Annotated in this window: 21 protein-coding genes; 10 read left to right on the top strand and 11 right to left on the bottom strand. The window is 71.4% G+C overall.

Going from position 1 to position 24,322, the window contains the following annotated elements:
- Positions 1-191 precede the first annotated feature (191 nt).
- A complete protein-coding gene (locus tag FHX80_RS08140) occupies positions 192-1,007 on the top strand; it encodes a DUF3626 domain-containing protein (RefSeq protein ID WP_244318166.1) in 816 nt (271 codons plus the stop codon).
- 137 nt (positions 1,008-1,144) lie between these two features.
- Here FHX80_RS08140 and FHX80_RS08135 read toward each other — a convergent pair whose 3' ends face one another.
- A complete protein-coding gene (locus tag FHX80_RS08135; protein WP_244318165.1) occupies positions 1,145-1,516 on the bottom strand; it encodes a peptidoglycan-binding domain-containing protein in 372 nt (123 codons plus the stop codon).
- A 127-nt stretch (positions 1,517-1,643) separates the two neighbouring features.
- Positions 1,644-2,570, bottom strand: coding sequence for a sugar phosphate isomerase/epimerase family protein (locus FHX80_RS08130; RefSeq protein ID WP_145763582.1), 927 nt, complete (start codon positions 2,568-2,570; stop codon positions 1,644-1,646).
- Between the two features lie 148 nt (positions 2,571-2,718).
- Here FHX80_RS08130 and iolC point away from each other — a divergent pair, with 148 nt between their 5' ends.
- Genes iolC through FHX80_RS08105 form a run of 5 tightly spaced genes read left to right on the top strand, consistent with a single transcriptional unit; the run spans position 2,719 to position 9,260 of the window.
- Complete coding sequence (gene iolC, locus FHX80_RS08125; RefSeq protein WP_145763581.1) at positions 2,719-3,987, top strand: 5-dehydro-2-deoxygluconokinase; 1,269 nt, start codon at positions 2,719-2,721, stop codon at positions 3,985-3,987.
- Positions 3,984-4,901, top strand: a complete 918-nt coding sequence (locus FHX80_RS08120) for a Cgl0159 family (beta/alpha)8-fold protein (RefSeq protein ID WP_145763580.1) — start codon at positions 3,984-3,986, stop codon at positions 4,899-4,901. Before iolC ends, FHX80_RS08120 begins: the two co-directional genes overlap by 4 nt.
- Positions 4,898-5,788, top strand: a complete 891-nt coding sequence (gene iolB, locus FHX80_RS08115; protein WP_145763579.1) for a 5-deoxy-glucuronate isomerase — start codon at positions 4,898-4,900, stop codon at positions 5,786-5,788. Before FHX80_RS08120 ends, iolB begins: the two co-directional genes overlap by 4 nt.
- A gap of 40 nt (positions 5,789-5,828) precedes the next feature.
- A complete protein-coding gene (gene iolD, locus FHX80_RS08110; protein WP_145763578.1) occupies positions 5,829-7,748 on the top strand; it encodes a 3D-(3,5/4)-trihydroxycyclohexane-1,2-dione acylhydrolase (decyclizing) in 1,920 nt (639 codons plus the stop codon).
- Positions 7,749-7,760: 12 nt separating this feature from the next.
- Positions 7,761-9,260, top strand: a complete 1,500-nt coding sequence (locus tag FHX80_RS08105; RefSeq protein WP_145763577.1) for a CoA-acylating methylmalonate-semialdehyde dehydrogenase — start codon at positions 7,761-7,763, stop codon at positions 9,258-9,260.
- A 65-nt stretch (positions 9,261-9,325) separates the two neighbouring features.
- Here FHX80_RS08105 and FHX80_RS08100 read toward each other — a convergent pair whose 3' ends face one another.
- The gene (locus tag FHX80_RS08100; RefSeq protein ID WP_145763576.1) at positions 9,326-10,036 is read right to left on the bottom strand and encodes a VC0807 family protein; all 711 of its coding nucleotides are present in this window, start codon (positions 10,034-10,036) and stop codon (positions 9,326-9,328) included.
- A 254-nt stretch (positions 10,037-10,290) separates the two neighbouring features.
- Here FHX80_RS08100 and FHX80_RS08095 point away from each other — a divergent pair, with 254 nt between their 5' ends.
- The 4 genes from FHX80_RS08095 (at position 10,291) to FHX80_RS08080 (ending at position 16,366) form a co-directional block, all read left to right on the top strand.
- Positions 10,291-10,908, top strand: a complete 618-nt coding sequence (locus FHX80_RS08095; protein ID WP_145763575.1) for a DUF4291 domain-containing protein — start codon at positions 10,291-10,293, stop codon at positions 10,906-10,908.
- A 156-nt stretch (positions 10,909-11,064) separates the two neighbouring features.
- On the top strand, positions 11,065-13,725 hold the full coding sequence (locus FHX80_RS08090) for an alpha/beta fold hydrolase (protein WP_145763574.1): 2,661 nt from the start codon (positions 11,065-11,067) through the stop codon (positions 13,723-13,725).
- Positions 13,722-14,600 carry an ABC transporter permease gene (locus FHX80_RS08085; RefSeq protein ID WP_145763573.1) on the top strand — a complete coding sequence of 293 codons (879 nt, stop codon included), beginning with the start codon at positions 13,722-13,724 and terminating at the stop codon, positions 14,598-14,600. Before FHX80_RS08090 ends, FHX80_RS08085 begins: the two co-directional genes overlap by 4 nt.
- Positions 14,601-14,770: 170 nt before the next feature.
- Positions 14,771-16,366: a vWA domain-containing protein gene (locus FHX80_RS08080; RefSeq protein ID WP_145763572.1), complete on the top strand. Its 1,596-nt coding sequence runs from the start codon at positions 14,771-14,773 to the stop codon at positions 16,364-16,366.
- A gap of 336 nt (positions 16,367-16,702) precedes the next feature.
- Here FHX80_RS08080 and FHX80_RS08075 read toward each other — a convergent pair whose 3' ends face one another.
- The 8 genes from FHX80_RS08075 to FHX80_RS08040 form a co-directional block, all read right to left on the bottom strand.
- Positions 16,703-17,017 (bottom strand): L-rhamnose mutarotase, encoded by a 315-nt coding sequence (locus FHX80_RS08075; protein ID WP_145763571.1) that lies wholly within the window; start codon positions 17,015-17,017, stop codon positions 16,703-16,705.
- A 50-nt stretch (positions 17,018-17,067) separates the two neighbouring features.
- The gene (rhaS, locus tag FHX80_RS08070) at positions 17,068-18,153 is read right to left on the bottom strand and encodes a rhamnose ABC transporter substrate-binding protein (RefSeq protein ID WP_145763570.1); all 1,086 of its coding nucleotides are present in this window, start codon (positions 18,151-18,153) and stop codon (positions 17,068-17,070) included.
- A 50-nt stretch (positions 18,154-18,203) separates the two neighbouring features.
- Positions 18,204-19,256, bottom strand: a complete 1,053-nt coding sequence (locus tag FHX80_RS08065; RefSeq protein ID WP_145763569.1) for an ABC transporter permease — start codon at positions 19,254-19,256, stop codon at positions 18,204-18,206.
- Positions 19,240-20,295: an ABC transporter permease gene (locus FHX80_RS08060; protein ID WP_145763568.1), complete on the bottom strand. Its 1,056-nt coding sequence runs from the start codon at positions 20,293-20,295 to the stop codon at positions 19,240-19,242. The genes FHX80_RS08065 and FHX80_RS08060 overlap by 17 nt, the downstream gene beginning before the upstream one ends.
- Complete coding sequence (locus FHX80_RS08055; protein WP_145763567.1) at positions 20,292-21,833, bottom strand: sugar ABC transporter ATP-binding protein; 1,542 nt, start codon at positions 21,831-21,833, stop codon at positions 20,292-20,294. The genes FHX80_RS08060 and FHX80_RS08055 overlap by 4 nt, the downstream gene beginning before the upstream one ends.
- Before the next feature lie 352 nt (positions 21,834-22,185).
- Positions 22,186-23,040 (bottom strand): ABC transporter permease, encoded by an 855-nt coding sequence (locus tag FHX80_RS08050; protein ID WP_145763566.1) that lies wholly within the window; start codon positions 23,038-23,040, stop codon positions 22,186-22,188.
- On the bottom strand, positions 23,000-23,860 hold the full coding sequence (locus FHX80_RS08045) for an ABC transporter ATP-binding protein (protein ID WP_145763565.1): 861 nt from the start codon (positions 23,858-23,860) through the stop codon (positions 23,000-23,002). The genes FHX80_RS08050 and FHX80_RS08045 overlap by 41 nt, the downstream gene beginning before the upstream one ends.
- Positions 23,857-24,309, bottom strand: coding sequence for a MarR family winged helix-turn-helix transcriptional regulator (locus FHX80_RS08040; protein ID WP_375882261.1), 453 nt, complete (start codon positions 24,307-24,309; stop codon positions 23,857-23,859). The genes FHX80_RS08045 and FHX80_RS08040 overlap by 4 nt, the downstream gene beginning before the upstream one ends.
- Positions 24,310-24,322: the final 13 nt, after the last annotated feature.

The following is a 24,322-nucleotide window of genomic DNA, read 5'->3' as shown; positions in this document are numbered from 1 at the left end:
CGGCCGCGCTGCGCCAGACTGCGCCCGTGACCGCTGACTCGCCGCCTCCAATGACCCCCAAGCCCCTGCCCACCCCACCACTCTTACCGCCACCGCCACCGCCGCCTCCACCACCGCCACCACCGCCTCCACCACCACCGCGCCGTCACTCGCACGCGCCGGATTCGGCGCAGACGCGCGCCCTGAGGCACGTGGCCTCCCGCTCCTGCGGGCAGCCGCTCGACCGTTCCGTACCGGTGACGCTCAACTTCCATCCGGACCGGATGGCGGGCGGTCGTCCGATCCTGGTCGGGCTCGCCCAGGACGGTGTCTACCGTTCGCAGTTCGTCACCGGCACCGGCAACGGCGGGCTGACGGCACACCCGGGCGGTGACCGGTGGCGCTGGGAGAGCCGGATCTTCGGTGGTGCGTACGACAGCGTGCCCGGCGAGCAGCGACCGGTGTACGGGGCGTTGAACTTCCGGCGTCAGGAGACCGGGGCGGCACCACGTTTCGGCTCGGCGCACTTCAGGCTGACCGCGCAGGCGCTGGAGCGCGCCACCTTCTGCTACCCGGACAGTGCGACAGAGCCCGCGGACTTCGGTGTCGCCGACCGGATGTCGCTCATCGAACTGGCGGAGTCCGACAGCCGGGACGCGCTCGACGACTACATCGAGGCGCAGGTGCACGGCCCGGTCCTGCTCGACCGGCATCTGGAGGCGCTGGTCCTCGACCCGAGCTTCCGCGGCACCGCGGTGGAGGAGGCCGCACGAAGACTGCCCTGCCGCACGGAATGGCACAGTGGATTCCGCCTGACCCTGGCGGAGCTGCGTCGGCACGCGGACTATCGCGGGCAGGAGTTCGTCGACCTCGGTGCGGAGATTTCCCGGGATGGCATGCTGGATCCCCGGATCATCGGGGACGCCGCCCGCACCGGCCGTTACGCGACGCAGTCGCTGAAGAGGGTCTGGCACTGCCTGGCCCGTTTCGGCGCCCCGCCTCGCAGCCGTTTGTGCGATGAGATGTGATGCGGGATGGTGCGGGGCGATGCGGGTGGTGCAGGGCGGCGGCCAGTCCTGGATCAGGTCTTCTCACCGCCGGCCCGTCTGACCGCCGGCCCGCCTGACCGCCTGGCTGACCGGCACCCGGCCGCCGCCCTCAGTTGTTATGCGTGCCAGAGCGCTGACCAGGTGTTCGGGCCGACGAGGCCGTCCGGTACGAGCGGCGGGTGATCGGCCTGGAAGCGCTGGACGGCGGCGAGGGTCTGCGTATCGAACGTGCCGTTCACCGCCTCCCACGGCAGGTAGCGCCGGTTGGCCAGGATGCACTGCACCTGGGAGACCCGGTCGCCCTGTTCGCCGAAGGCGGTCAGCCCGTCACCGTCGTAGAAGGCGCAGACCGGGCTGGAGCCGGGCGGCGGTGCGTTGCTGTCGTCGGCCGCGACGGCGGGGGCAGCGGCGAGGGCGGTGGCCAGGGCGAGCGCGGCGAGGGCCGAGGCCCCGGCAGTCCGGCGGAACGGCGGCGTTTTGCGGATCACGGTGAGTTGCTCCTCGTGGGGGGTGTGGGGGCGGCGCCGGGGCGCGGTGATGGCCGCGCTCGGGCTTTCTCATCGAGGACAACACCGCGCACCGCCGTCACGTCACGTCCGGGGGTTGTTCGGCGTGTCAGGAGGACTGCTGCGGGCTGCCGCAGGAGCGCAGGAACTCCCGGGTACGGCGGGCGATCGGGAACGGCTTGTCGGGCGGGCACGGGTACATGTCCTGCTCGACGATCGCGAACAGATCGACGTCCAGCCGGCGGGCGGCGTCCAGCACGGGCGCCAGGGCGGGGACCCCGCCCGGAGGTTCGCACATCACCCCGCGTGCCACGGCGGGCCCGAACGGCACCTCGTTCGCGGCCACTTCGGCCAGGATCTCCGGGTCGACCTGCTTGAGGTGCAGATAGCCGATCCGTTCGCCGTAGGTCTCGATCAGCTTGACGCTGTCGCCGCCGCAGTAGGCGTAGTGCCCGGTGTCGAGGCAGAGCGAGACCAGGTCGGGATCGGTGGCGTCGAGGAAGCGGCTGACGTTCTCCTCGCTGTCGATATGGGTGTCGGCGTGCGGGTGGACGACGATGCGCAGGCCGTAGCGGTCCTGCACCTCGCGCCCCAGCCGCTCCGTCTGCGTGGTGAGGTCACTCCACTGCTCCACCGTGAGGGTGCGGTCCTCCAGCACCTCACCTGTCTTGTCATCGCGCCAGAACGACGGGATGACCACGAGATGGTCGGCGCCCATTGCCGTGGTGAGCGCCGCGATGTCGGCGACATGCGCCCAGGTCCGTTCCCAGATGCCCGGACCGTGGTGCAATCCGGTGAAAACGGTGCCCGCCGAAACGGTGAGCCCGCGGCTGCGGGTCTCGTCGGCGAGGCGGGCCGGGTCGGTCGGGAGGTAGCCGTACGGGCCGAGTTCGATCCACTCGTAACCCGCGGTGGAGACCTCGTCGAGGAAGCGGCGCCAGGGCACCTGTCCTGGATCGTCGGGGAACCACACCCCCCAGGAGTCGGGCGCGGAGCCGATGCGGATGCGGGCCGGAGCGGATGCGGAGGTGGTCATGGGATCAAGCCTCACTGCCCGGGGAGACGAGTGTCAAGCATTAGTCCGTATGTCCGGACTAATCATTGACAGTATTCGGGGGAGGAGTTAGACCGGGGGCCGGCGGTTGCGTCAGCCGACCGCCGTACCGGTCGTCGAAGGGACACGGATGCCTGAGCCGTACGACGTGATCACCATGGGCCGGATCGGAGTGGATCTCTACCCTCTGCAGACGGGCCTGCCGCTCGCCCGGGTGGAGGCCTTCGGGAAGTTCCTCGGAGGTTCGCCCACCAATGTCGCCGTCGCGGCAGCCCGCCTGGGCCGACGCGTCGCGGTGGTGACCCGGACGGGGCAGGACGCGTTCGGGGAGTACCTCCACCAGCAGCTCCGGGAGTTCGGCGTGGACGACCGATGGGTGACGGCCGTCGGCGAGTACCCGACCCCTGTCACCTTCTGCGAGATCTTCCCGCCCGACGACTTCCCGCTCTACTTCTACCGGCAGCCCAAGGCCCCGGACCTGGACATCCACGCGTCGGAGCTGGACCTGGAGGCCGTCCGATCCGCCCGGGTCTTCTGGATGACCGGCACCGGACTCTGTGCCGAACCCAGTTGCTCGGCGACGCTCGCCGCGCTGCGGGCCAGGAACCGTTCGGGGATCACCGTCTTCGACCTCGACTGGCGCCCGATGTTCTGGGAATCGCCACCGGGGGCCGCGGCGGACGGCCCACTGGACAATCGGCCCAACTCCGCGGCGGACGGCCCACCGGACACCGCGGCGAACAATCGGCCCCGCCCCGCGGCGGACGCCCCGCCCCACCCCGCCGCCTCCGCGCGCTACCGCGAGGCACTCGCCCACGCCACCGTCGCCGTGGGCAACCTCGACGAGTGCGAGATCGCGACCGGCGAGCGCGAACCGTACGCCGCGGCCCGCGCCCTCCTCGCCGCCGGGGTCGAGCTCGCCGTCGTCAAACAGGGCCCCGGAGGCGTCCTCGCGGTCCACCGCGACGGCACGGTCGCCGATGTCCCGCCGCTTCCGGTCGAGGTGGTCAACGGACTCGGCGCCGGCGACGCGTTCGGCGGCGCGCTCTGTCACGGCCTGCTCGCCGGCTGGGACACCGCCCGCATCATGCGGTACGCCAACGCCGCGGGCGCCATCGTCGCCTCCAGGCTCGCCTGCTCCTCCGCGATGCCGTTCCCGCACGAGGTCGAGGCCGCCCTCACCGCAGGCTCCGTCACCGCCACGACCCCCCGCCCCGACGCCCCCGCCGAAGGCACACCCGCCGCAGCATCCCCAGCCGCCCCGACCAACGCCCCACCCGCCGCATCGCCCCCACCCGCCCCCGCCGAGCCCCCACCCGCCGCGGCGCCCCAACCCCCACCCGCCCCCGCCAAGGCCAACCCCCCTCCCACCCCCACCGAATCCGGAGCGGCCTCATGACGGCCCCGGCCTCTTCCGTCTCCGACCTCGTCCACCTGCGCATGCACCACCCGGAAGCGGTCGCCGAGGCCGCCGCCCGGCGTCGCAGGCGGCCGTTCGTCGGCAGCAGCGGGCGGCTGATGATCATCGCCGCCGATCATCCCGCCCGCGGCTCACTGGCCGTCGGCGAGCGTGAACTCGCCATGGCCAACCGGTTCGAGCTGCTGAACCGGCTCTGTCTGGCGCTCTCCAGACCCGGCGTCGACGGAGTCCTCGCCACCGCCGACATCCTCGACGACCTGCTGCTCCTGGGCGCGCTGGAGGACAAGGTGGTCATCGGCTCGATGAACCGTGGCGGACTGGCCGGTGCCGCCTTCGAGCTCGACGACCGGTTCACCGGCCACCGTCCCGAGGATCTCGCCCGGCTCGGCTTCGACGCGGGCAAGCTCCTGCTGCGGATCGACTACCACGACCCCGGTTCCCTCGACACGATGCACACCACCGCCCGCGCGATCGACGCCATGGCCGCGCACCGGCTGCCGGTCTTCGTCGAACCGTTCCTCTGCCGCCGCACCGGCGGCAAGATCCGCAACGACCTGAGCGCCGCGGCGGTGAGCACCTCCATCGCCATCGCCTCGGGACTCGCCGGCACCTCCGCGTACACCTGGCTCAAGGTCCCCGTCACCGAGAAGCCCGAGGACATGGCGCAGGTCATGGAGAGCTCCACGCTGCCCGCCGTGCTGCTGGGCGGCGAGGTGGGCGGCGACCAGGACGGCGCGTTCGAGAGATGGCGCACCGCGCTGCGACTGCCCACCGTCAGGGGGCTGGTGGTGGGGCGGTCGCTGCTCTACCCGCCCGACGGGGACGTGGGCGCCGCGGTCGACACGGCCGTATCACTGCTCGAACCCGGCGCGATGGGTAGGGAAGGAGAATGACCATGCACGGAGAACCGAGGGAACCGAGGTACCACGTCGCCGCCGGCGGTGCGGCGCGCGGCCCCTACGCCCTCGACATCGGTCCGGAACAGGCCGGCTGGGAACGGTCGAGGCTGCGTGTGGTCGAGCTCGAACCGGGAGGTGTTCACACACTTGTCACCGGAGAGTGCGAATGGATCGTGCTGCCGTTGGCTGGTGCCTGTACGGTGCACACCTCAGATGAGATCTTTGAACTGCTGGGCCGGGAAAGCGTGTTCAGCGGGGTGTCCGACTTCGCGTACGTACCGCGTGACGCCCATGCACAGATCGCCTCCGGCGCAGGGGGCCGCTTCGCCCTGGCAGGAGCGAAGTGCGAGCGACGACTCCCCGCTCGCTACGGCCCCGCGCCGGAGGTACCCGTCGAGCTGCGCGGATCCGGCAACTGCTCCCGGCAGGTGCACAACTTCGCCGCAGCCGACACCTTCGACTGCGACCGGCTGATCGCTGTCGAGGTCCTCACCCCCGGGGGCAACTGGTCCTCCTACCCGCCGCACAAGCACGACGAGCATCACCCCGGCGAGGAGTCGGTCCTGGAGGAGATCTACTACTTCGAGGTGGCGGACGACGGTCTCGGCTACCACCGGGTGTCCCCGTCCCGTCCCGGTGGTACGGACGTCCTGGCCGAGGTCCGCAGCGGCGACGCGGTCCTCATCCCGGACGGCTGGCACGGCCCGTCCATCGCCGCGCCCGGCCGCACGCTGTACTACCTGAACGTGATGGCGGGCCCGGGGGAGGAGCGGCAGTGGCTGATCCGCGACCACCCCGACCACGGCTGGATCCGCGACACCTGGCCGTCCCAGCCCATGGACCCCAGGCTCCCGTTCCACGGGCGGGAGGACCGCGCGTGAGAACCCGTCAACTCCCGCCCCGTGGAACGGAGGCGACCCCATGACCCCGCCGCTCACCCGGCGTCTCACCACCGCTCAGGCGCTGGTGGACTTCCTCGCCGTGCAGTACACCGAACGCGACGGCGGCCGGCACCGGCTGATCGACGCCACCTGGGGGATCTTCGGCCACGGCAACGTCGCGGGCATCGGCCAGGCGCTCCTGGAGACCGGGGCCGCCATGCCCTACTTCCAGGGCCGCAACGAGCAGGCCATGGTGCACGCCGCCGTCGGCTACGCCCGCCAGTCCGGCCGGCTCTCCGCGCACGCCGTCACCACCTCCATCGGCCCCGGCGCCACCAATCTCGTCACCGGCGCCGCCCTCGCCACGATCAACCACCTCCCGGTCCTGCTGCTGCCCGGCGACACCTTCGCGACCCGCCCCGCCGACCCCGTACTCCAGCAGTTGGAGGTCCCCTTTGACGGCGGCATCTCGGTCAACGACTGTCTGCGTCCCGTCTCCCGCTACTTCGACCGGATCAACCGCCCAGAGGCGCTGATCCCGGCCGCGCTCCGCGCCATGCGGGTCCTCACCGACCCGGCGGAGACCGGTGCGGTCACGCTCGCGCTGCCCCAGGACGTCCAGGCCGAGGCCTACGACTGGCCGGCCGGGTTCTTCGCCGAACGCGTCTGGCACGTACGCAGACCGGCCCCCGATCCGCACGAGCTCGACCGGGCGGTACGGGCGGTGCGGGCCGCCCGCCGGCCGCTGGTCGTGGCGGGCGGCGGGGTCCGTCACAGCGCGGCCGAGGAGGCCCTGGCCGCGTTCGCCACCGCCACCCGGATCCCCGTCGCCTCCACCCAGGCGGGCAAGGGCTCCCTGCGCCACGACCACCCCGCCGACGTCGGCGGCATCGGCCACACGGGTACCGCGACCGCCGACGCCCTGGCGCGCACCGCCGACCTGGTGATCGGGATCGGCACCCGCTACTCCGACTTCACCACCGCGTCCGCCACCCTCTTCGCGAACCCGGACGTCCGCTTCCTCAACCTCAACATCACCGGCTTCGACGCCCACAAGCTCGGCGCGCTCCCGCTCGTGGCCGACGCCCGCGCATCCCTCGAAGCCCTCACCGCCGCACTGGCGGGAAGCGACGACCACCGAACCGACACCGCGTATGAGGACGAGTACACCGACACCGCGTACGAGGAGGAGTACACCGACACCAAGGCCCGCTGGGAGCAGCGCGTCGACGCCGCCTACGCCACCCCCGACCCGGACGCCCGCCCCACCCAGACCCAGGTCCTCGGTCTCCTCGACGAACTGGTCACCGACGACGACATCCTGATCAACGCGGCCGGTTCGCTCCCCGGTGACCTGCACAAACTCTGGCGGACCCGCTCACCCGGGCAGTACCACGTCGAGTACGGCTACTCCTGCATGGGATACGAGATCCCCGCCGCGATCGGCGTCCAGCTGGCTGCCCGCGGCCGCCCGGTCTGGGCGCTCGTCGGCGACGGCACGTACCTCATGAATCCCACCGAGATCGTCACCGCGGTCCAGGAGAACCTGCCCGTCAAACTGGTCGTCCTGCAGAACCACGGGTACGCGTCGATCGGCGGACTCTCCGAGTCCGTCGGCGGCGAACGCTTCGGTACGGCCTACCGCCACCGGTCGGCGGACGGCGGCTTCACCGGCCCGCCGCTCCCGGTCGATCTCGCGGCGAACGCGGCCTCCCTCGGCATGCGGGTCCTGCGTGCCCACACCGTCGGTGAGCTGCGAGAAGCCCTTGCCGCGGCCCGTGCCGAGGACCGTCCCACTTGTGTCTACGTCGAGACCGAAACGGCAGACACAGTGTCGGGCCCCCCTCCGGCACAGGCGTGGTGGGATGTTCCCGTGGCCGAAACGGCCACTCGCCCGTCGGCGGTAAGCGCCCGGGAAGAGTACGAACGCCATGTCACCGACCGACGCCCCCACCTCTGAAGGAGTCACAGCATGAAGACCGTCAACCACTGGATCGGTGGCAAGACCGTCGAGGGCGCGTCGGGCAACTACGGCCCGGTCACCGACCCGGCCACCGGCGCCGTCACCACGCAGGTCGCGCTGGCCTCCCCGGACGAGGTCGACGCCGCGGTGGCCGCCGCGAAGGACGCGTTCGCGACGTGGGGCACGTCGTCGCTGTCCGCCCGCACCGCGATCCTGTTCCGCTACCGCGCGCTGCTGGACGCCCACCGGGACGAGATCGCCGCGCTGATCACCGCCGAGCACGGCAAGGTGCACTCCGACGCGCTCGGTGAGGTGGCCCGCGGTCTGGAGATCGTCGAGCTGGCCTGCGGCATCACCACCCAGCTCAAGGGCGAGCTGTCGACCCAGGTGTCCACCCGGGTCGACGTCTCCTCGATCCGCCAGTCGATCGGTGTCGTCGCCGGCATCACGCCGTTCAACTTCCCCGCCATGGTGCCGATGTGGATGTTCCCGCTCGCCATCGCCTGCGGCAACACGTTCGTGCTCAAGCCCAGCGAGAAGGACCCGTCGACCGCCAACCTGCTGGCCGAGCTGGCCTCCGAGGCCGGTCTGCCGGACGGCGTCCTGAACGTCCTGCACGGTGACAAGGTCGCCGTCGACGGCCTGCTCAACCACCCGGACGTCGCCGTCGTCTCGTTCGTCGGGTCCACCCCGATCGCCCGCTACATCCACGCCACGGCCTCCGCCAACGGCAAGCGCGTCCAGGCGCTCGGCGGTGCGAAGAACCACATGCTGGTGCTGCCCGACGCGGACCTCGACGCCGCCGCCGACGCCGCCGTCTCGGCCGCGTACGGCTCCGCCGGTGAGCGCTGCATGGCGATCTCCGCGGTCGTCGCCGTCGGCTCCGTCGCCGACGACCTCGTCGCCCGGATCAAGGACCGCGCCGAGAAGATCAAGATCGGCCCCGGCAACGACCCGACGTCCGAGATGGGCCCGCTGATCACCGCCGTCCACCGCGACAAGGTCGCCTCCTACGTCACCGGCGCCGCGGCCCAGGGCGCCGACGTCGTCCTCGACGGCACCGGCTACACGGTCGAGGGCTTCGAGGACGGCCACTGGATCGGCCTCTCCCTCCTCGACAACGTCTCCACCGACTCGGACGCGTACAAGGACGAGATCTTCGGCCCGGTCCTGTGCGTGCTGCGCGTCGACACGTACGAGGAGGGCGTCGCGCTGATGAACGCCTCGCCGTACGGCAACGGCACCGCGATCTTCACCCGCGACGGCGGCGCGGCCCGCCGCTTCCAGATGGAGATCGAGGCCGGCATGGTCGGCATCAACGTGCCGATCCCGGTGCCGGTGGGCTACCACTCGTTCGGTGGCTGGAAGGACTCGCTCTTCGGCGACCACCACATCTACGGCAACGACGGAGTGCACTTCTACACCCGCGGCAAGGTCACCACCACCCGCTGGCCGGACCCGGCCGACGCCCCCGCCGGCGTGGACCTGGGCTTCCCCCGCAACCACTGACCCGGACCCGGAAAAGAACTGCAGGGCCGCTCCCCCGGGGCGGCCCTGCAGTGGTTTTCGAGCGATCAGTGCCGCGTGCCGGCCGCGTCCTCGATCAGCCGCTCCATCGGAGCGACCCCGATCCGCCCGGAGACGGCGAACGCGGCCACCATCGCGGCCACCAGGATCACTTGCCCGGCCCACACCATCGTCTCGACCGGCACGGTGTACGCCCCCACGGCCCGCACCACGCACTCACCGAGCAGCGCCGCACCCCACACCGCCGAGAACCGCACCTCGGCCCGCCGGAAGGCGTCCGACCCCGCCGAAAGCCGCAGCCAGGCAGCGGACTTGGCGGCGTCGCCCCGGGTCAGCCACGGCCGTAGCCCGGCCGACATCATCGGCCGCCCCCGCAGCGCGGACACCAGGATCACCAGCCCGATGGTGCTGCTCACACCACTGTCCTTGAGCAGCATCAGCCGCGGGTCGCCCGCCACCAGGCTCAGCAGCAGCCCGATCACGTTGACCGACACCATCAGCGCCGCGAGAGCGTTGAGCCGCCGCTCCCGAGCCACACCCCACACGGTCCGCACCGCCGGCACCACACTGCTCCAGGCCAGCGCGCCGAACGTCCCCAGGCCCGCGGCCTTCAGCAGGTAGTACGAGACGAGCGGCACCGCCACATCCACGAGCAGCGGCGTCATGCTCTCCAGCAGCGCCTTGCGCGGCGAGAACGCGACGGTGGCGACCTGAGCCACGACTACCGGTTCGGAGACAGCGACGGCAGGACTGCGCATGAGGAGTTCCTCCCGTACCGGCGGCGCCCTCGCGGCTCCCGCTCCCGATACGTACAGACTGGCCGCCGGACCCCGGTGCGCGGCAGAGCCGGGTGTACTGACCTCCGTATGACGAATGTCAGTGTCTGCAGGTGACATGCGCCGCAGGAGGGCGCATCGCCCGATCCGGCCCGGCGCCAGGAACCCCGTCCGGAAGGCCGGTACGGGCGGAAACCCGCTCGCCGGACGCACACCGGCGGTGCTGTGATGAGGCCATGACCGCACCGACCCCGCCGCCCACGCTTGAGATCCGAGCGCTCCACACCGACACGACCGTGACCGTCTACCAGGCGTACTCCCCGGCCCGCGGTCTCCCCGCCGTCCGCGACGGACGCTTCCCGCCCGCCTGGAAGCGCGATCGCATGACGTGGATCAAGCCGAGCTTTCTGTGGATGATGTATCGCTGCGGCTGGGCCACGAAAGAGGGCCAGGAGACGGTCCTGGCCGTCGAGATCACCCGCGAGGGCTTCGACTGGGCGCTCTCCAACGCCGAACTCTCGCACTACGAACGGGGCGTGCACCCCGACCGTGCGACATGGCAGCGCAGCCTGCGCCGCGCCCCGGCGCGCGTGCAGTGGGACCCCGAGCGTGACCTGCACCTGAACCGGCTCCCGTACCGCTCCCTCCAGCTCGGCCTCGCCGGTGAGGCGGCGCGCCTGTACGCGGACGAGTGGACGGTGTCCGTCCGCGACGTCACCCCGCGGGCCCGGGAGATCCACGAACTGGCCCGGGCGGGCCGGAGCGACGCGGCGGCCCGGCTCCTGCCGGCGGAGTCGCCGTACCCCGCTCCCGCGGCACCGCCCGTTCCCGCGCCGACACGAGCGGCCCCCTGACAGGACCGCACCGGGAGCGGCAAGTCGGCCGACCGGCCGGTGCGCCGGGCATACCGCAGACGCAGTACACCCGCGGCGCGACGTACGCCCTGAGGAGGCCCACGCCTCCCCCTGGCGGCAGCGTGGACGCGGAGGCCTCCCGCATAGGCTCGACGTATGGAGACCCCCAACGCGCGTACACCCCGGTGGCGGCGCCTGCTGCCCCGCACCCGCGGCCGGTGGACCGCGGGCATCGCCGCGCTCGTCGTGCTGGCCGGGGCGGGCACCTGGACCGCCGTGGCCGACGACAGCGCGCCGGCCGTGCACCGCCAGGACCGGATGATGCGCATCGACGGGGTGTCGATCGACACCTCGTACTTCACCACCGGCGGCACGAAGCGCCGGCCCGCCGTCCTGATCGGCCACGGGTTCGGCGGCAGCAAGGCCGACACCCGGGCCCAGGCCGAACAGTTGGCGGGCGACGGGTACGCCGTGCTGACCTGGTCCGCCCGCGGCTTCGGCAGGTCCGGCGGGAAGATCTCGCTCAACGCACCCGACCGCGAGGTCAGGGACGTCTCCCGGCTGATCGACTGGCTTGCGGACCGGCCCGAGGTACGGCTCGACGCCAAGGGCGACCCCCGGGTCGGGATCACCGGCGCCTCCTACGGCGGCGCCGTCTCGCTCCTCGCCGCCGGGTACGACCGACGCGTCGACGCCATCGCCCCGGAGATCACCTACTGGAACCTCGCCGACGCACTGTTTCCCGACGGGGTGTTCAAGCAGCTCTGGGCCGGCATCTTCGTCAACTCCGGCGGCGGCTGCGACCACTTCGAGAAGCGGCTCTGCGAGATGTACGAGCGGGTCGCGGTCAGCGGGAAGCCGGACGCCGCCGCGCGCACCCTGCTCACCGAACGGTCTCCGAGCGCCGTCGCCGACCACATCAAGGTGCCCGCGCTCATCGTGCAGGGACAGACCGACTCCCTGTTCCCGCTCGGCCAGGCCGATGCCATGGCGAAGTCCATCAGGGCGAACGGCGCACCCGTCGCCGTCGACTGGATCGCCGGCGGGCACGACGGCGGCGACATGGAGACCGGCCGCGTGCACAAGCGGGTCGGCGGATGGTTCGACCGGTACCTGAAGGACGACACGGGCGCCGACACCGGACCCGCCTTCCGCGTCACCCGGACCGGCGGCATCGACTCCACCGACGGGGCCGTCCTCACCCGCGGCGCGAGCAGCGACACCTACCCGGGGCTCGGCAGCGGGGGAGAGCCGGTCGAGCTGCGGGGGCGGACCCAGACGTTCGGCAACCCCGCCGGCGCCAGTCCGCCCGCCATCTCCGCCGTGCCCGGCATCGGCGGCGGGCTCGCCCAGCTGTCCACCCTCGGCGCCGGGATCGCCATCGACTTCCCCGGACAGAACGCCCGCTTCGAATCCGCCCCGCTGAAGACCTCGCTGCGCATCACCGGATCGCCGACCGTGCAGGTGAACGTGAAGGCGGGGCAGGGCGACGCGGTGCTCTTCGGCAAGGTGTACGACGTGTCGCCGGACGGCAAGCAGCAGGTGCTGCCCTCCCAACTCGTCGCCCCCTACCGGATCACCCCCGACCAGCAGGGCAAGCCCCTGAAGCTGACACTGCCCGCCGTCGACCACGCCCTCGACCCGGGCCACCGGCTCCGCCTCGTACTGGCCGCCACCGACCTCGGCTACGCGTCACCGGCCGCGCCGACCACGTACACCGTCTCCCCCGAAGGCCCGCTGACCATCCCCACCGCACCCGGCCTCACCACCGCGTCGGCCGGACTGCCCTGGTGGACCTGGGGGCTCCCGGCCGCCGCCGCGGTGATCGCCGCCGCCCTGCTGCTCACCATGCGGCGCCGGACCGCCACCCCCGCCCCTGACCCCGCACTCGCCGACGTACCGCTCCAGATCACCGGCCTGTCGAAGAAGTACACCAAGTCCGCCGACAGGTACGCGGTCCGGGAACTGTCCTTCCGGGTCGAGAAGGGCCAGGTGCTCGGGCTGCTCGGACCCAACGGTGCGGGCAAGACCACCACGCTGCGCATGCTGATGGGGCTCATCACCCCCGACGACGGAGAGATCCGGGTCTTCGGGCGGGCCATCCGGCCCGGGGCGCCCGTGCTGTCACGCGTCGGGTCCTTCGTCGAGGGGGCCGGATTCCTGCCGCACCTGTCCGGCCGCGCCAACCTGGAGCTCTACTGGCAGGCCACCGGGCGGCCCGCCGCGGACTCGTACATCGAGGAGGCCCTGGAGATCGCCGGGCTCGGCGACGCACTGGCCCGAGCGGTCCGCACGTACTCCCAGGGCATGCGGCAACGCCTCGCCATCGCCCAGGCCATGCTGGGAATGCCGGACCTCCTCATCCTCGACGAGCCGACCAACGGCCTCGACCCGCCGCAGATCCGCGAGATGCGGGACGTGATGATCCGGTACGCGGCCGGCGGCCGGACCGTCATCGTCTCCAGCCACCTCCTGTCCGAGGTCGAACAGTCCTGCACCCACCTGGTGGTCATGGACCGGGGCCGGCTCGTCCAGGCGGGCCCGGTCGCCGAGATCACCGGCTCGGGCGACATGCTGCTCGTCACCACGGCGGACGAGCTCACCGAACCCCTCGTGGAGAAGGTCGCCGCACTCGCGGGCATCGGCTCCGCCGTCCGCACGGACGACGGACACGGGCTCCTGGTCCGGCTCGACGGGGCGACATCCTCGCAGCTGATCGCCGAACTGGTCCGTCTGGACGTGCCGTTGACCGGTGTCGGGCCGCACCGCCGCCTGGAGGACGCGTTCCTCACCCTGATCTCCGGAGCCTCCGCATGAGTACCGCAGCCGAAGTCACCGAGGCCCCAGAGGCCCCCGGATACCGCGCCCGCCGCACCCTTCCGCTACGGGTGGAGGCCGTACGGCAACTGCGCAGGCGGCGCACCCTGCTCATGGGCGGGGTGCTCGGCGCGCTGCCGTTCATCCTGATCATCGCGTTCGCGATCGGCGGCACCCCGGACGGCGGGCCCGGCGGCAGTGGCCGGCTCACCCTGATGGACACCGCGACCGCTTCCGCCGCGAACTTCGCCGCGACCTGCCTGTTCGTCTCGGCCGGATTCCTGCTCGTGGTCCCGGTGGCGCTGTTCTGCGGCGACACCGTTGCCTCCGAGGCGAGTTGGTCCTCGCTGCGCTATCTGCTGGCGGCGCCCGTGCCCCGGGCACGGCTGCTGTGGAGCAAGCTCGTCGTGGCGCTCGGCTTCAGCCTGGCCGCGATGGTGCTGCTGCCGCTCGTCGCGCTGGCCGCGGGAGCCGCCGCGTACGGCTGGGGGCCGCTCGAACTGCCCACCGGCGGGGCGCTCGCGACGGGCGACACCGTGCCGCGGCTCGCGCTCGTCGTCGCGTTCATCTTCGTCTCCCAACTCGTCACCGCGGGGCTGGCGTTCTGGCTCTCGACCCGGACGGACGCCCCGCTGGGCGCGGTCGGCGGCGCGGTCGGACTGACCATCGTCGGCAACGTGCTGGACGCCGTCACCGCACTCGGCTCCTGGCGCGACTTCCTGCCCGCCCACTGGCAGTTCGCCTGGGCGGACGCCCTCCAGCCCGACCTGGAGTGGGGCGGCATGGTGAAGGGCGCGGCGATCTCGGTGACGTATGCCCTGATCCTGTTCGCTTTCGCCTTCCGCGGGTTCAGTCGTAAGGACATCGTGTCCTGACCTTGATGTTCCGCCGAACTCCCGCCCGCCGTTGCCGCATCGAGATCCATCCGCAACGTCTTCGTCGGCTCCCGGGCCCCCGCTCGCACGTCACATTCACACGTGGGGACACGACGACGCAGGGGGGTACCGGGATGGAACGCCGGACACGGACACGCAGCCGGACAGGGATGTACCGGGGGAATCGGACGTACCGAGGGGCGGTGGGGCTGCTCCTGGCGGGCGGGGTGCTGCTCACGGGCTGCTCGGGGGACGGACCAGGAGCCAAGAGTTCCGCTTCGGACCGCCGGGGTGCGCCCGCTCCCGCCCCGGCCGCCACCGGCGGAGCCGCCGAAAACGGTGCGAAGGGCGGCGCGAAGGAGACGGACGGGGCGGAGAAGGCGGACGGGCTGAGGGAGTCCGCAACGCCCGACTACCTGTCCACCTTCGCGCTGGACGTGGACACCGCGTCCTACGGATACGCGCGCCGCACGCTCGCCGACGGCAGGCTCCCGGGGCCGGAGACCGTGCGGCCGGAGGAGTTCGTCAACAGCTTCCGCCAGGGCTACCGGCGCCCGGCGGGCAACGGCTTCACGGTCTCCGTCGACGGGGCACGGGCCGGAGCCGAGGGCGGCGACTGGTCGCTGGTACGGGTCGGCCTGGCGACCAGAGCCGCACCGAGCAGCGCCGAACGGCCGCCCGCCGCCCTCACCTTCGTCGTCGACATCTCCGGCTCGATGGCCTCCTCCGACCGCCTCGGCCTGGTGAAGACCTCGCTCGGAATCCTCACCGACGAGCTCCGCGACGACGACTCGGTCTCCCTGGTCACCTTCAGCGACGAGGCGAGGACCGTGCTGCCGATGACCCGGCTGCGGGACCACCGCGGAAAGATCCACGACGCCGTCGACTCCATGGAACCCGCCGACTCCACCAATGTGGAGGCAGGCATCCGGCGCGGCTACGAGGAGGCGGTGGAAGGCCACCGCAAGGGCGCCAACAACCGCGTCGTCCTGCTCTCCGACGCACTCGCCAACACCGGTGAGACCGACGCCGACACGATCATCGAACGGATCGACTCCGCCCGCAGCGAGTACGGCATCACCCTCTTCGGGGTCGGGGTCGGCAGCGACTACGGCGACGCGCTGATGGAGCGGCTCACCAACAAGGGCGACGGCCACACCACGTACATCGCCGACGAGGAACAGGCCCGCAAGGTCTTCATCGACCAGTTGCCCGCCCACCTCGAACTGACGGCGCGCGACGCCAAGGCGCAGGTCGCCTTCGATCCGAAGACCGTCGAGAAGTTCAAACTGATCGGCTACGAGGACCGCAAGGTCGCCGACGAGGACTTCCGCGACGACAGTGTGGACGGCGGCGAGATCGGTCCCGGACACACGGTGACGGCGCTCTACGCTGTGCGGCTGCGGGACGGCGCCTCGGGACACGTGGCCACCGCGACGGTGCGCTGGCTGGACCCCAAGTCCCGTGCGGCGCACGAGGAGACGGGCTCGGTGGAGACCGGATCGATCAGGGGCAGGCTCTGGGGCGGCCCCAGCACCCGGCTCCAAGTGACCGCGGTTGCCGCGTACTTCGCCGACGCCCTGCGCGGCGGCGGGCTCCCGGGAGAGCCCGGACTCGGTGAACTCGCCTCCAGGGCGAAGGAGCTGGCCTCCAGCACGGAGGACGACTCGGTGGCGAAACTGGCCATCGCGATCGGCCGGGCGGACCGGCTCAGGGGCGGCCAGGACGACACCGGAACCGGCACGGGCGAGGGCGAGATGGACTGACCCGGGCCGTCCGCACCGAGGGCGGAACCGGCGGAGACCCCTTCGGCCGCACGACCGTACGGAATCGGGCTGTGCGGCCGGGGTCGCCGCGTTGCTCCGCGGCGTCGGCTCCCACCTGGTCACGATCGCGGGCAACATCCCGCTCGACAGATTCAGAAGCGGGGACAGCGGGGACAGCGGGCGCGGGCGAGGGCGAGGGCGCCGCCCTCGTCCTGCTGACTGACCACCGCCGCGAACCAGGCAAGGCCTTGCCCCTGCCCCTGCCCTGCCCCTGCCCTGCCCCGGACAGACGGCCGGCCCGGGTCCCCTGGAGGATCCGGGCCGGCCCGCGCTGCCTCACGCCAGGTGGAACACCTCGGCGAGCGGCACCATCGCGTCGTCCGCCACCTCCGGCTGCTCGAAGAAGTCCGCCATGTCACGCTGCCACCGCTCGTTCACCTCGGTGGCGGCCATCGCCTCGCGTGCCGCGTCGAAGTCCTCCGTCTCCAGATAGCCGACGAGCAGCCCGTCCTCGCGCAGGAAGAGCGAGTAGTTGTGCCAGCCCGCCGCGGAGAGCGCGGCGAGCATGTCGGGCCAGACCGCCGCGTGACGCTCGCGGTACGCGTCGATCCGGTCCTTGCGTACGTTCAGCAGGAAGCAGACACGCTGCATGACGGGGTCTCCCGGTGGGTGGAGCGGTCGGCGACCACGGCTGTGGCCGCTCAGAAGTCGAACGTGTCGATGTTCTTCTTGTCGAACACGGTCGGCTTGCCGAGGATGACCTCGCCGTCCTTGCCGATCGTGTACTCGCCGAGCTTGCCCGCCTTGAACTTCTCGCCCTCCGCGCCGGTGATCCGACCGGACGCCAGCGACGCGGCGGCGTACGAACCGAGGTAGCCGAGCTCCTGCGGGTTCCACAGCGAGAACTGCTCGACGGTGTCGTCCTTGACGTACTTGCGCATCTGGTTCGGCGTGCCCAGACCGTTCAGCACGACCTTGCCCTTGTACGAGGAGTCGCTCAGGTAGCGGGCGGCGGCCGCGATGCCGACCGTGGTGGGCGAGATGATGCCCTTCAGATCGGGGTAGGCCTGCATCAGGCCCTGGGTCTGCTGGAACGACTTCTGGTCCGCGTCGTCCCCGTACGCCACCTTCACCAGCTTCATGTCCTTGTACTTGGGCAGCTTCAGCTCGTCCTTCATGAACTCGATCCAGGTGTTCTGGTTCGTCGCGTTCTGGGTGGCCGAGAGGATCGCGATCTTGCCCTTGTAGCCGATCTGCTCACCGAGGTGCTGCACCAGGCTGCGGCCGATCTCCTCGGAGCTCGCCTGGTTGATGAAGAGCTGACGGCACTCCTTCGCGGTGTCGGAGTCGTACGCCACGACCTTGATGTTCTTCTTCATGGCCTGCTTCAGCGGGCCGCACACCGCGTTCGGGTCGTTGGCGGCGATCAGGATCGCGTCCTGGCGCTGCTGGATCAGCGTGTTGATGTAGCTGACCTGCGAGGAGGCGCTGGCGTCGGACGGGCCGACCTCCTTGCCCGTACCGCCGTACTCCTTGGCCGCCTCGATCCCCGCGTCGTCGACGATCTTCTCGTACGGGTTGTTGATCTGCTTGGGCAGGAAGGCGAGCTTCAGCCCCTTCTTCAGCGCCGCGCCCGGATCGGCCTTCGCCGTGGCCCCGGCCTTCGTCGACTCCTTGTCGGAACTGTCCTTCGTGGTGCCGGAACAGGCACTGAGCGCGAGGGCGAGCGAGAGCGCGGTGGCGGCGGTGGCGACGGCGCGGCGCCCAGCGGCATTGCGGAGCATCATGGCGGCGGTGTGCCTTTCGAGGAGGGCGTACGAGGACGAAGGAGGAGGGATCAGGGGCGGGCGCCGGCGGCGCGCCGGTGCCGTCGTTCGACCACGGCCGCGATGACGCGTGGGGTGAGGACGGATGCCACGAGCAGCAGACCGGTCACGATGACCTGCACCTCGTTGGCGATGTCGTTGAGGGTCAGCAGGTTCTTCAGGACACCGATGAGCAGCACCCCGGCGACCGCGCCGAAGAGCGTGCCCTTTCCGCCGTCGAAGTCGATGCCGCCGAGCAGTACGGAGGCGATGACGAGCATTTCGAAGCCGAGCCCGTTGTCGGCGCGGGCACTTCCGTAGCGGAGCGTGAAGACGATCCCCGCGAAGGCGGAGAACAGCCCGGTGGCGACGAACAGCAGCAGCTTGATCCGCTTGACCCGGATGCCCGCGAAGTACGCGGCCTCCTCCTGCGCCCCGATCGCGAACAGCGAACGCCCCAGGCCGGTCGCGTGCAGCACGATCGCGGTGATCACGGCGAGCACGACGAACAGCAGGACGGGGTACGTGAGGAAGGTGCCGGGCACTGTGGTCGTGTCGACGGCCCAGTCCGCGTACGTCCGGGGGAAGTCGGTCACCGCGTCGCTGCCGAGCGCCACCGAGGCCAGGCCCCGGTAGAGCGCGAGGGTGCCGATGGTCACGGCCAGCGACGGCAGCCCGACCTTGGTGACCAGCCAGCCGTTGAGCAGCCCTCCGGCGACGCCCACCAGCAGCACCACCGGCACGATCGTCTCGAACGCCCACCCCGCGTCCCACAGCGCACCGGTCAGCGCACTGCCCAGGCCCAGCATCGAGGCGACCGACAGGTCGACCTGCCCGGCGACCACCAGAAGCGTCATCGGCAGCGCGATGAGGGCGACTTCGGCGATGTCGTTGAAGGCGAACGCGAGGTTGTCGCCCGAGCCGAAGCCGTCGGTGGTGCCGAGCCCGACCACGACCACCGCCACCAGGAGGGCCCCGACCGCGGTGTCCCAGCGCAGCGCCAGGCCGCGCAGCGAACTCCTCGTCCTGACGGACCCCCGCGGGGCGGCGGGCGCCGCCTTGTCGGTCTCAGGCGCCATTGCCATGCCGGGCGCTCCTCTTCCTCAGTGCGGCGGTCATCCGCAGGTTCACGATTCGGTCGATGCTGATGGCCAGGAGCAGCAGGGCGCCGGTGATGGCGCCCTGCCAGAACGAGTCGACCTTCAGGACCACCAGCACACTGCCGATGGTGGTGAGCAGCAGGGCGCCGAGTGCGGCGCCCCAGACCGTGCCCGTGCCGCCGGTGATGGCGACACCGCCGACGACGACGGCGCTCACGACGGTCAGCTCCCAGCCGTGCGCGTTGTCCGCGACGACCGTGCCGAACCTGGCGAGCCACAGGGTGCCCGCGAAACCGGCGACGGCCCCCGAGAAGGCGTAGGCGGCCAGGATCCGGCGCCGGATCGGCACCCCGGCGAGCACGGCCGCCTCCGGGCTCGACCCGATCGCGTACAGCTCGCGCCCCGAGCGGTAGCTGCGCAGGAAGTACGCGGTCGCGGCGAGCAGCACCACGGCGATCAGCGGCAGGTACGGCACCCCCAGGAGGCTCCCGCTGCCGAGTCCGAGTATCTGGTCGGGGACCTCGGCGGCGCCGATCTGGTCGCCCTGCGCCCACCAGTAGTCCACGCCCTGAATGATGTAGAGCATGCCGAGCGTCACGACGAGCGCCGGCACCTTGCCGAAGCTGACGAGCGCGCCGGAGACCAGCCCGCAGACCACCCCGATGGCGATGCCCAGCAGCATGACGGTGAGCACGCCGTGATCGGTTCCGGCCACGAACTTGCCGCAGGCGAAGGCGGAGAGCCCGACGACGGAGCCGACCGACAGATCGATGTTGCGGGTGATCACGACGGCCGACTGGCCGACCGCGAGCAGCACCAGGATCGAGGAGTTGAGCAGCAGGTCCTTGATGCCCTGGTCGGACAGGAAGCGCGGATTGGCCAGATAGGTGCCGAGGACCAGCAGGATCAGCGCCCCGGCGATGGAGATCTCGCGGGCCCGGAAGACCGTGTCCACGAGCGAGGCCGCGCTGCGGGCCGGCGCCCCGGGGCCGCTGTCCGGCGGGCTTGCGACGGTGGTGGTCATGCCGCTGTCCTTTCGCCGAGTCCGGTCGCCGCCGCCATGACCGTCTCCTCGGTGGCTTCCGTGCGCGCGAGTTCGGCGACGAGCCGGCCCTCGTGCATGACGAGCACCCGGTCGGCCATGCCGATCACCTCGGGCAGGTCGGAGGAGATCATCAGCACGGCGAGCCCTTCCGCGGCCAGCGCGGAGAGCAGCCGGTGGACCTCGGCCTTGGTGCCGACGTCGATGCCGCGGGTCGGCTCGTCGACGATGAGTACGCAGGGTTCGGTGGCCAGCCACTTGGCCAGCACGACCTTCTGCTGGTTGCCGCCGGAGAGGACCCCGACGGTGTCGGCCAGCCGGTTGTACTTGAGCTGGAGGCGCAGCGCCCAGTCGGCGGCCCGGTCGTGCTCCAGAGCCCGGCTGACCAGTCCGCCGCGGCGGACCTCGCCGAGCCCGGTGAGGCCGATGTTGCGCTCGATCGACATCTTCATGACGAGCCCGCGCTGCCTGCGGTCCTCGGGTACGAGGGCGAGCCCGGCGGCCATCGCGGCGGTGGGCGAACCGGCGCGCAGCGCGACGCCGTTGACGTACACCTCACCGGCGTCGGCGCGGTCGACGCCGAAGACGGCCTGGGCCACCTCGGTACGGCCGGCCCCGACGAGCCCGGCCAGTGCGACGATCTCGCCCCGGCGCACCTCGAACGACACATCGCGGAAGACGCCCTCCCTCGTCAGCCGCCTTACGGAAAGGGCGACTTCGCCGACGGTGGCGTCCTGCTTCGGGTAGAGGTCGTCGAGGTCGCGGCCGACCATGAGCCGCACGAGACCGTCCTCGGTGAGCCCGTCCAGCGGCTCGGAGGAGATCCACCTGCCGTCGCGGAGGGTGGTGACGCGCTGGCACAGCTCGAAGATCTCGTCGAGCCGGTGCGAGATGAACAGCACGGCCGCACCCTCGGCGCGCAACGCCCTTACGACGGAGAACAGCCGGGCCGTCTCGCTGCCGGTGAGCGCGGCGGTCGGCTCGTCCATGATCAGGACGCGGGCCTCGAAGGAGAGCGCCTTGGCGATCTCGACGATCTGCTGGTCCGCGATGGAGAGCCCGCGGGCCGGCCGGTCGGGGGCCAGATCGACACCGAGCCGGCGCATCAGCCCCGCGGTCGTGTCGTGCACGGCTCCGCGGTCGATCCGGCCGAGGGAACGCCGGGGCTGGCGGCCCATGAAGATGTTCTCGGCGATCGACAGATCGGGAAAGAGCGTCGGCTCCTGGTAGATGACGGCGATACCGGCATCACGGGCGGCGGCGGGGCCGTGGAAGATGACGGGCTTCCCGTCGAGCAGTACGACACCGTTGTCAGGGCGGTGCACCCCGGCGAGCGCCTTGATGAGGGTGGACTTTCCCGCGCCGTTCTCCCCGGCGAGTGCGTGCGCCTCACCGGGGAAGAGTTCGAGGGACACGTCCTGCAGGGCCCGTACGGCGCCGAAGGACTTGCTCACCCCCTTCAGCGCCAGAACCGGGGCCGGCTCCGGGGCCGCGTCCGGGCCCTTGGCGGACTTGTTCATGAGGGGCTCCTGAGCGGTGGACCGGGCCGGCGGAAGACCGAGGGGGCCCACGCGTCGTGAAAGGTTTCAATCGGGCTCCTCGGAAGCTAGACGGGGGTGGCGGGCGCAGTCAATGGGTGGGCGGCGGGAATCTCCTGCGGTTGAACGGAGGGGCAATGGGAAAAGGGACGCTGAGGTTTTGCGCGCGCGGGGGGCTTCGGCGGCGTCTTGAGGGGGCAGTTGCGACTCGGCATGGTGAATCGATTCACATATATGGCTGCCGCCCCAGCACGAAACCCCCGAAGCGCTCCGACGGGGCGCGTCACGGGGGTTCTGTGCGGGGGTGGCGCCGGGACGGCGCCGGGTGTCGGAGTCAGCGGGCGAGCCGGCCGAGCAGGGATCCGGCCGTCACGATGCCGACCGCCGCGGCGAAGGCCAGCACCCCGAAGTCCAGGCCGAGATGGGACGGTGTGCCGATGAGCAGGCCGCGCAGGGCGTCGACCTGATAGCTCAGTGGGTTCACCTTGCTGACCGCCTGGAGCCAGCCGGGCATCAGGGCGACCGGGTAGAGCGCGTTGGAGGCGAAGAACAACGGCATGGTGATGGCCTGGCCGATGCCCATCAGCCGGTCCCGGGTCAGGACGATCCCGGCGATCGACATCGACAGGCACGAGAAGAACGCCGAGGCGAGCACGACCACCGCGACCACGCCGAGCAGGTGCAGCGGGTTCCAGCTCATGCCGACGCCCAGCAGGGCGGCGATCACGATGACGACGACGGCCTGGATCACGGCCTTCACTCCGGCGGCGAACGCCTTCCCCGTCACCAGCGCCGACCGGGGGGTCGGGGTGACCATGAGTTTGGTGAGGACGCCGGAGTCGCGCTCCCAGATGATCATGATGCCGTAGAAGATCGCGATGAACATGGCCGACTGGGCGATGATCCCGGGTGCGAGAAAGTCGAGATAGGGGACGCCGCCGGTGGGAATGGCGTGGATGCGGGAGAACGTCGTGCCGAAGATCAGCAGCCAGAGGGCCGGCTGGACGGCGCGGGTGTAGATCTCGGTGCGGTCGTGCAGCAGCTTCTGTAGTTCGACGGCGCACATCGCGCCGACCCGCGCCGGTACGACCTGCCAGCCGGTGCGCGGCGGTGGTGGGGTGAGCAGCAGGGCGAAGCGCGGATCAGGTTCAGCCGCGGCGGGTTGCGGTGCGGCGGGTGCGGCGGACATCGTTGAACGCTCCCTTCTCTTCCTCGGACCCGGGGTCGTCCAGGCCGCTCCCGGAGTGGTGCCGGAAGACGTCCTCCAGGGACGGCGGCGGGGAGGCAGGTTCGCCGGATTCCCGGCGGTGGGCGACCAGTTCGCCCTTGAGGTCGGCGGGGGTGCCGAGCGCGCGGAGCCTGCCCAGGTGCATCAGGGCGAGCCGGTCGCAGCGGCGGTCGGCCTCGTCCATGGAGTGCGTGGTCACCAGGACGGTCATCCCGGTGCCGGACCGGATCTCGTTGATGCGGTCCCAGACGCTGTCCCGGGCGATCGGGTCCAGGCCGATCGTCGGCTCGTCCAGGATCAGCAGGCGGGGGGCGCTGACCAGGGCCTGGGCCAGTTCGAGCCGGCGCACCATGCCGCCGGAGTACGTGGCGGCGAGCCGGCGCGCGACATCGCCGAGGCCGACGGCGTCCAGCGCCTGTGAGACCCGGGCCGCGCGCTCACGGCGGGGCACGTCGTACACGCGGGCGAAGAGTTGCACGTTCTCCAGACCGGTGAGTCCGGCGTCGGCCGACAACTGCTGCGGTACGTAACCGATCAGGCGCCGTACCGCCATCTGCTGCCGGGCCGGGTCCTGGCCGAACACCTCGATCACCCCGGTCGGCACGGGCAGCAGGGTGGTGATGGCGCGCATGGTGGTGGTCTTGCCCGCGCCGTTGGGGCCGAGGAGCCCGAACACCTCCCCGGGGCGGACCAGCAGGTCCAGGCCGTCGACGGCCTTCGAGTTGCCGAAGCTGTAGGACAGGGCGGTGCAGCGGACGGCGGGCGCGGTTTCTGTGGTCACGCGATCTCATCCCCATTGCGCAGTGATGCGGCGAGTCTGTGCAGGGCCGGGAGTGCGGCGGTCAGTGCCGCCCGGTCGTCGGCGTCGAGTCCGGCCAGGTGCTCACGGAAGAGCGCCTCACGGCCGGCGTGCCACTCGCGCAGCTTCTCCGCACCCGCGGGGGTGGGATACAGCAATGCGGCACGCCCGTCCACGGGGTCCTTCTCCCGTCGCAGCAGTCCCTCGGCGACCAGGTGGTTCACCAGTGTGCTGACCGAGTTGGCCGCGAGGCAGAGGCTGCGCGCGGCCGTCGAGACCCGGACGCCGGGCTCGGTGGCCACCAGCCGCAGCAGTTCGGCCTGTGCCCCGCGCAGCCGGGGAGCGGACAGGCCGCTCCACAGCCTGCGCCGGGCGAGCCGCTGAATACGGGGCAGAAGTCCGGCGAGCTCATCAGGTAGATCACTCGCCATCACCGGTCCATTT

This window comes from Streptomyces brevispora (assembly GCF_007829885.1).
Classification (GTDB): Bacteria; Actinomycetota; Actinomycetes; order Streptomycetales; family Streptomycetaceae; genus Streptomyces; species Streptomyces brevispora.
This window is presented reverse-complemented; position numbering and strand designations above follow the sequence as displayed.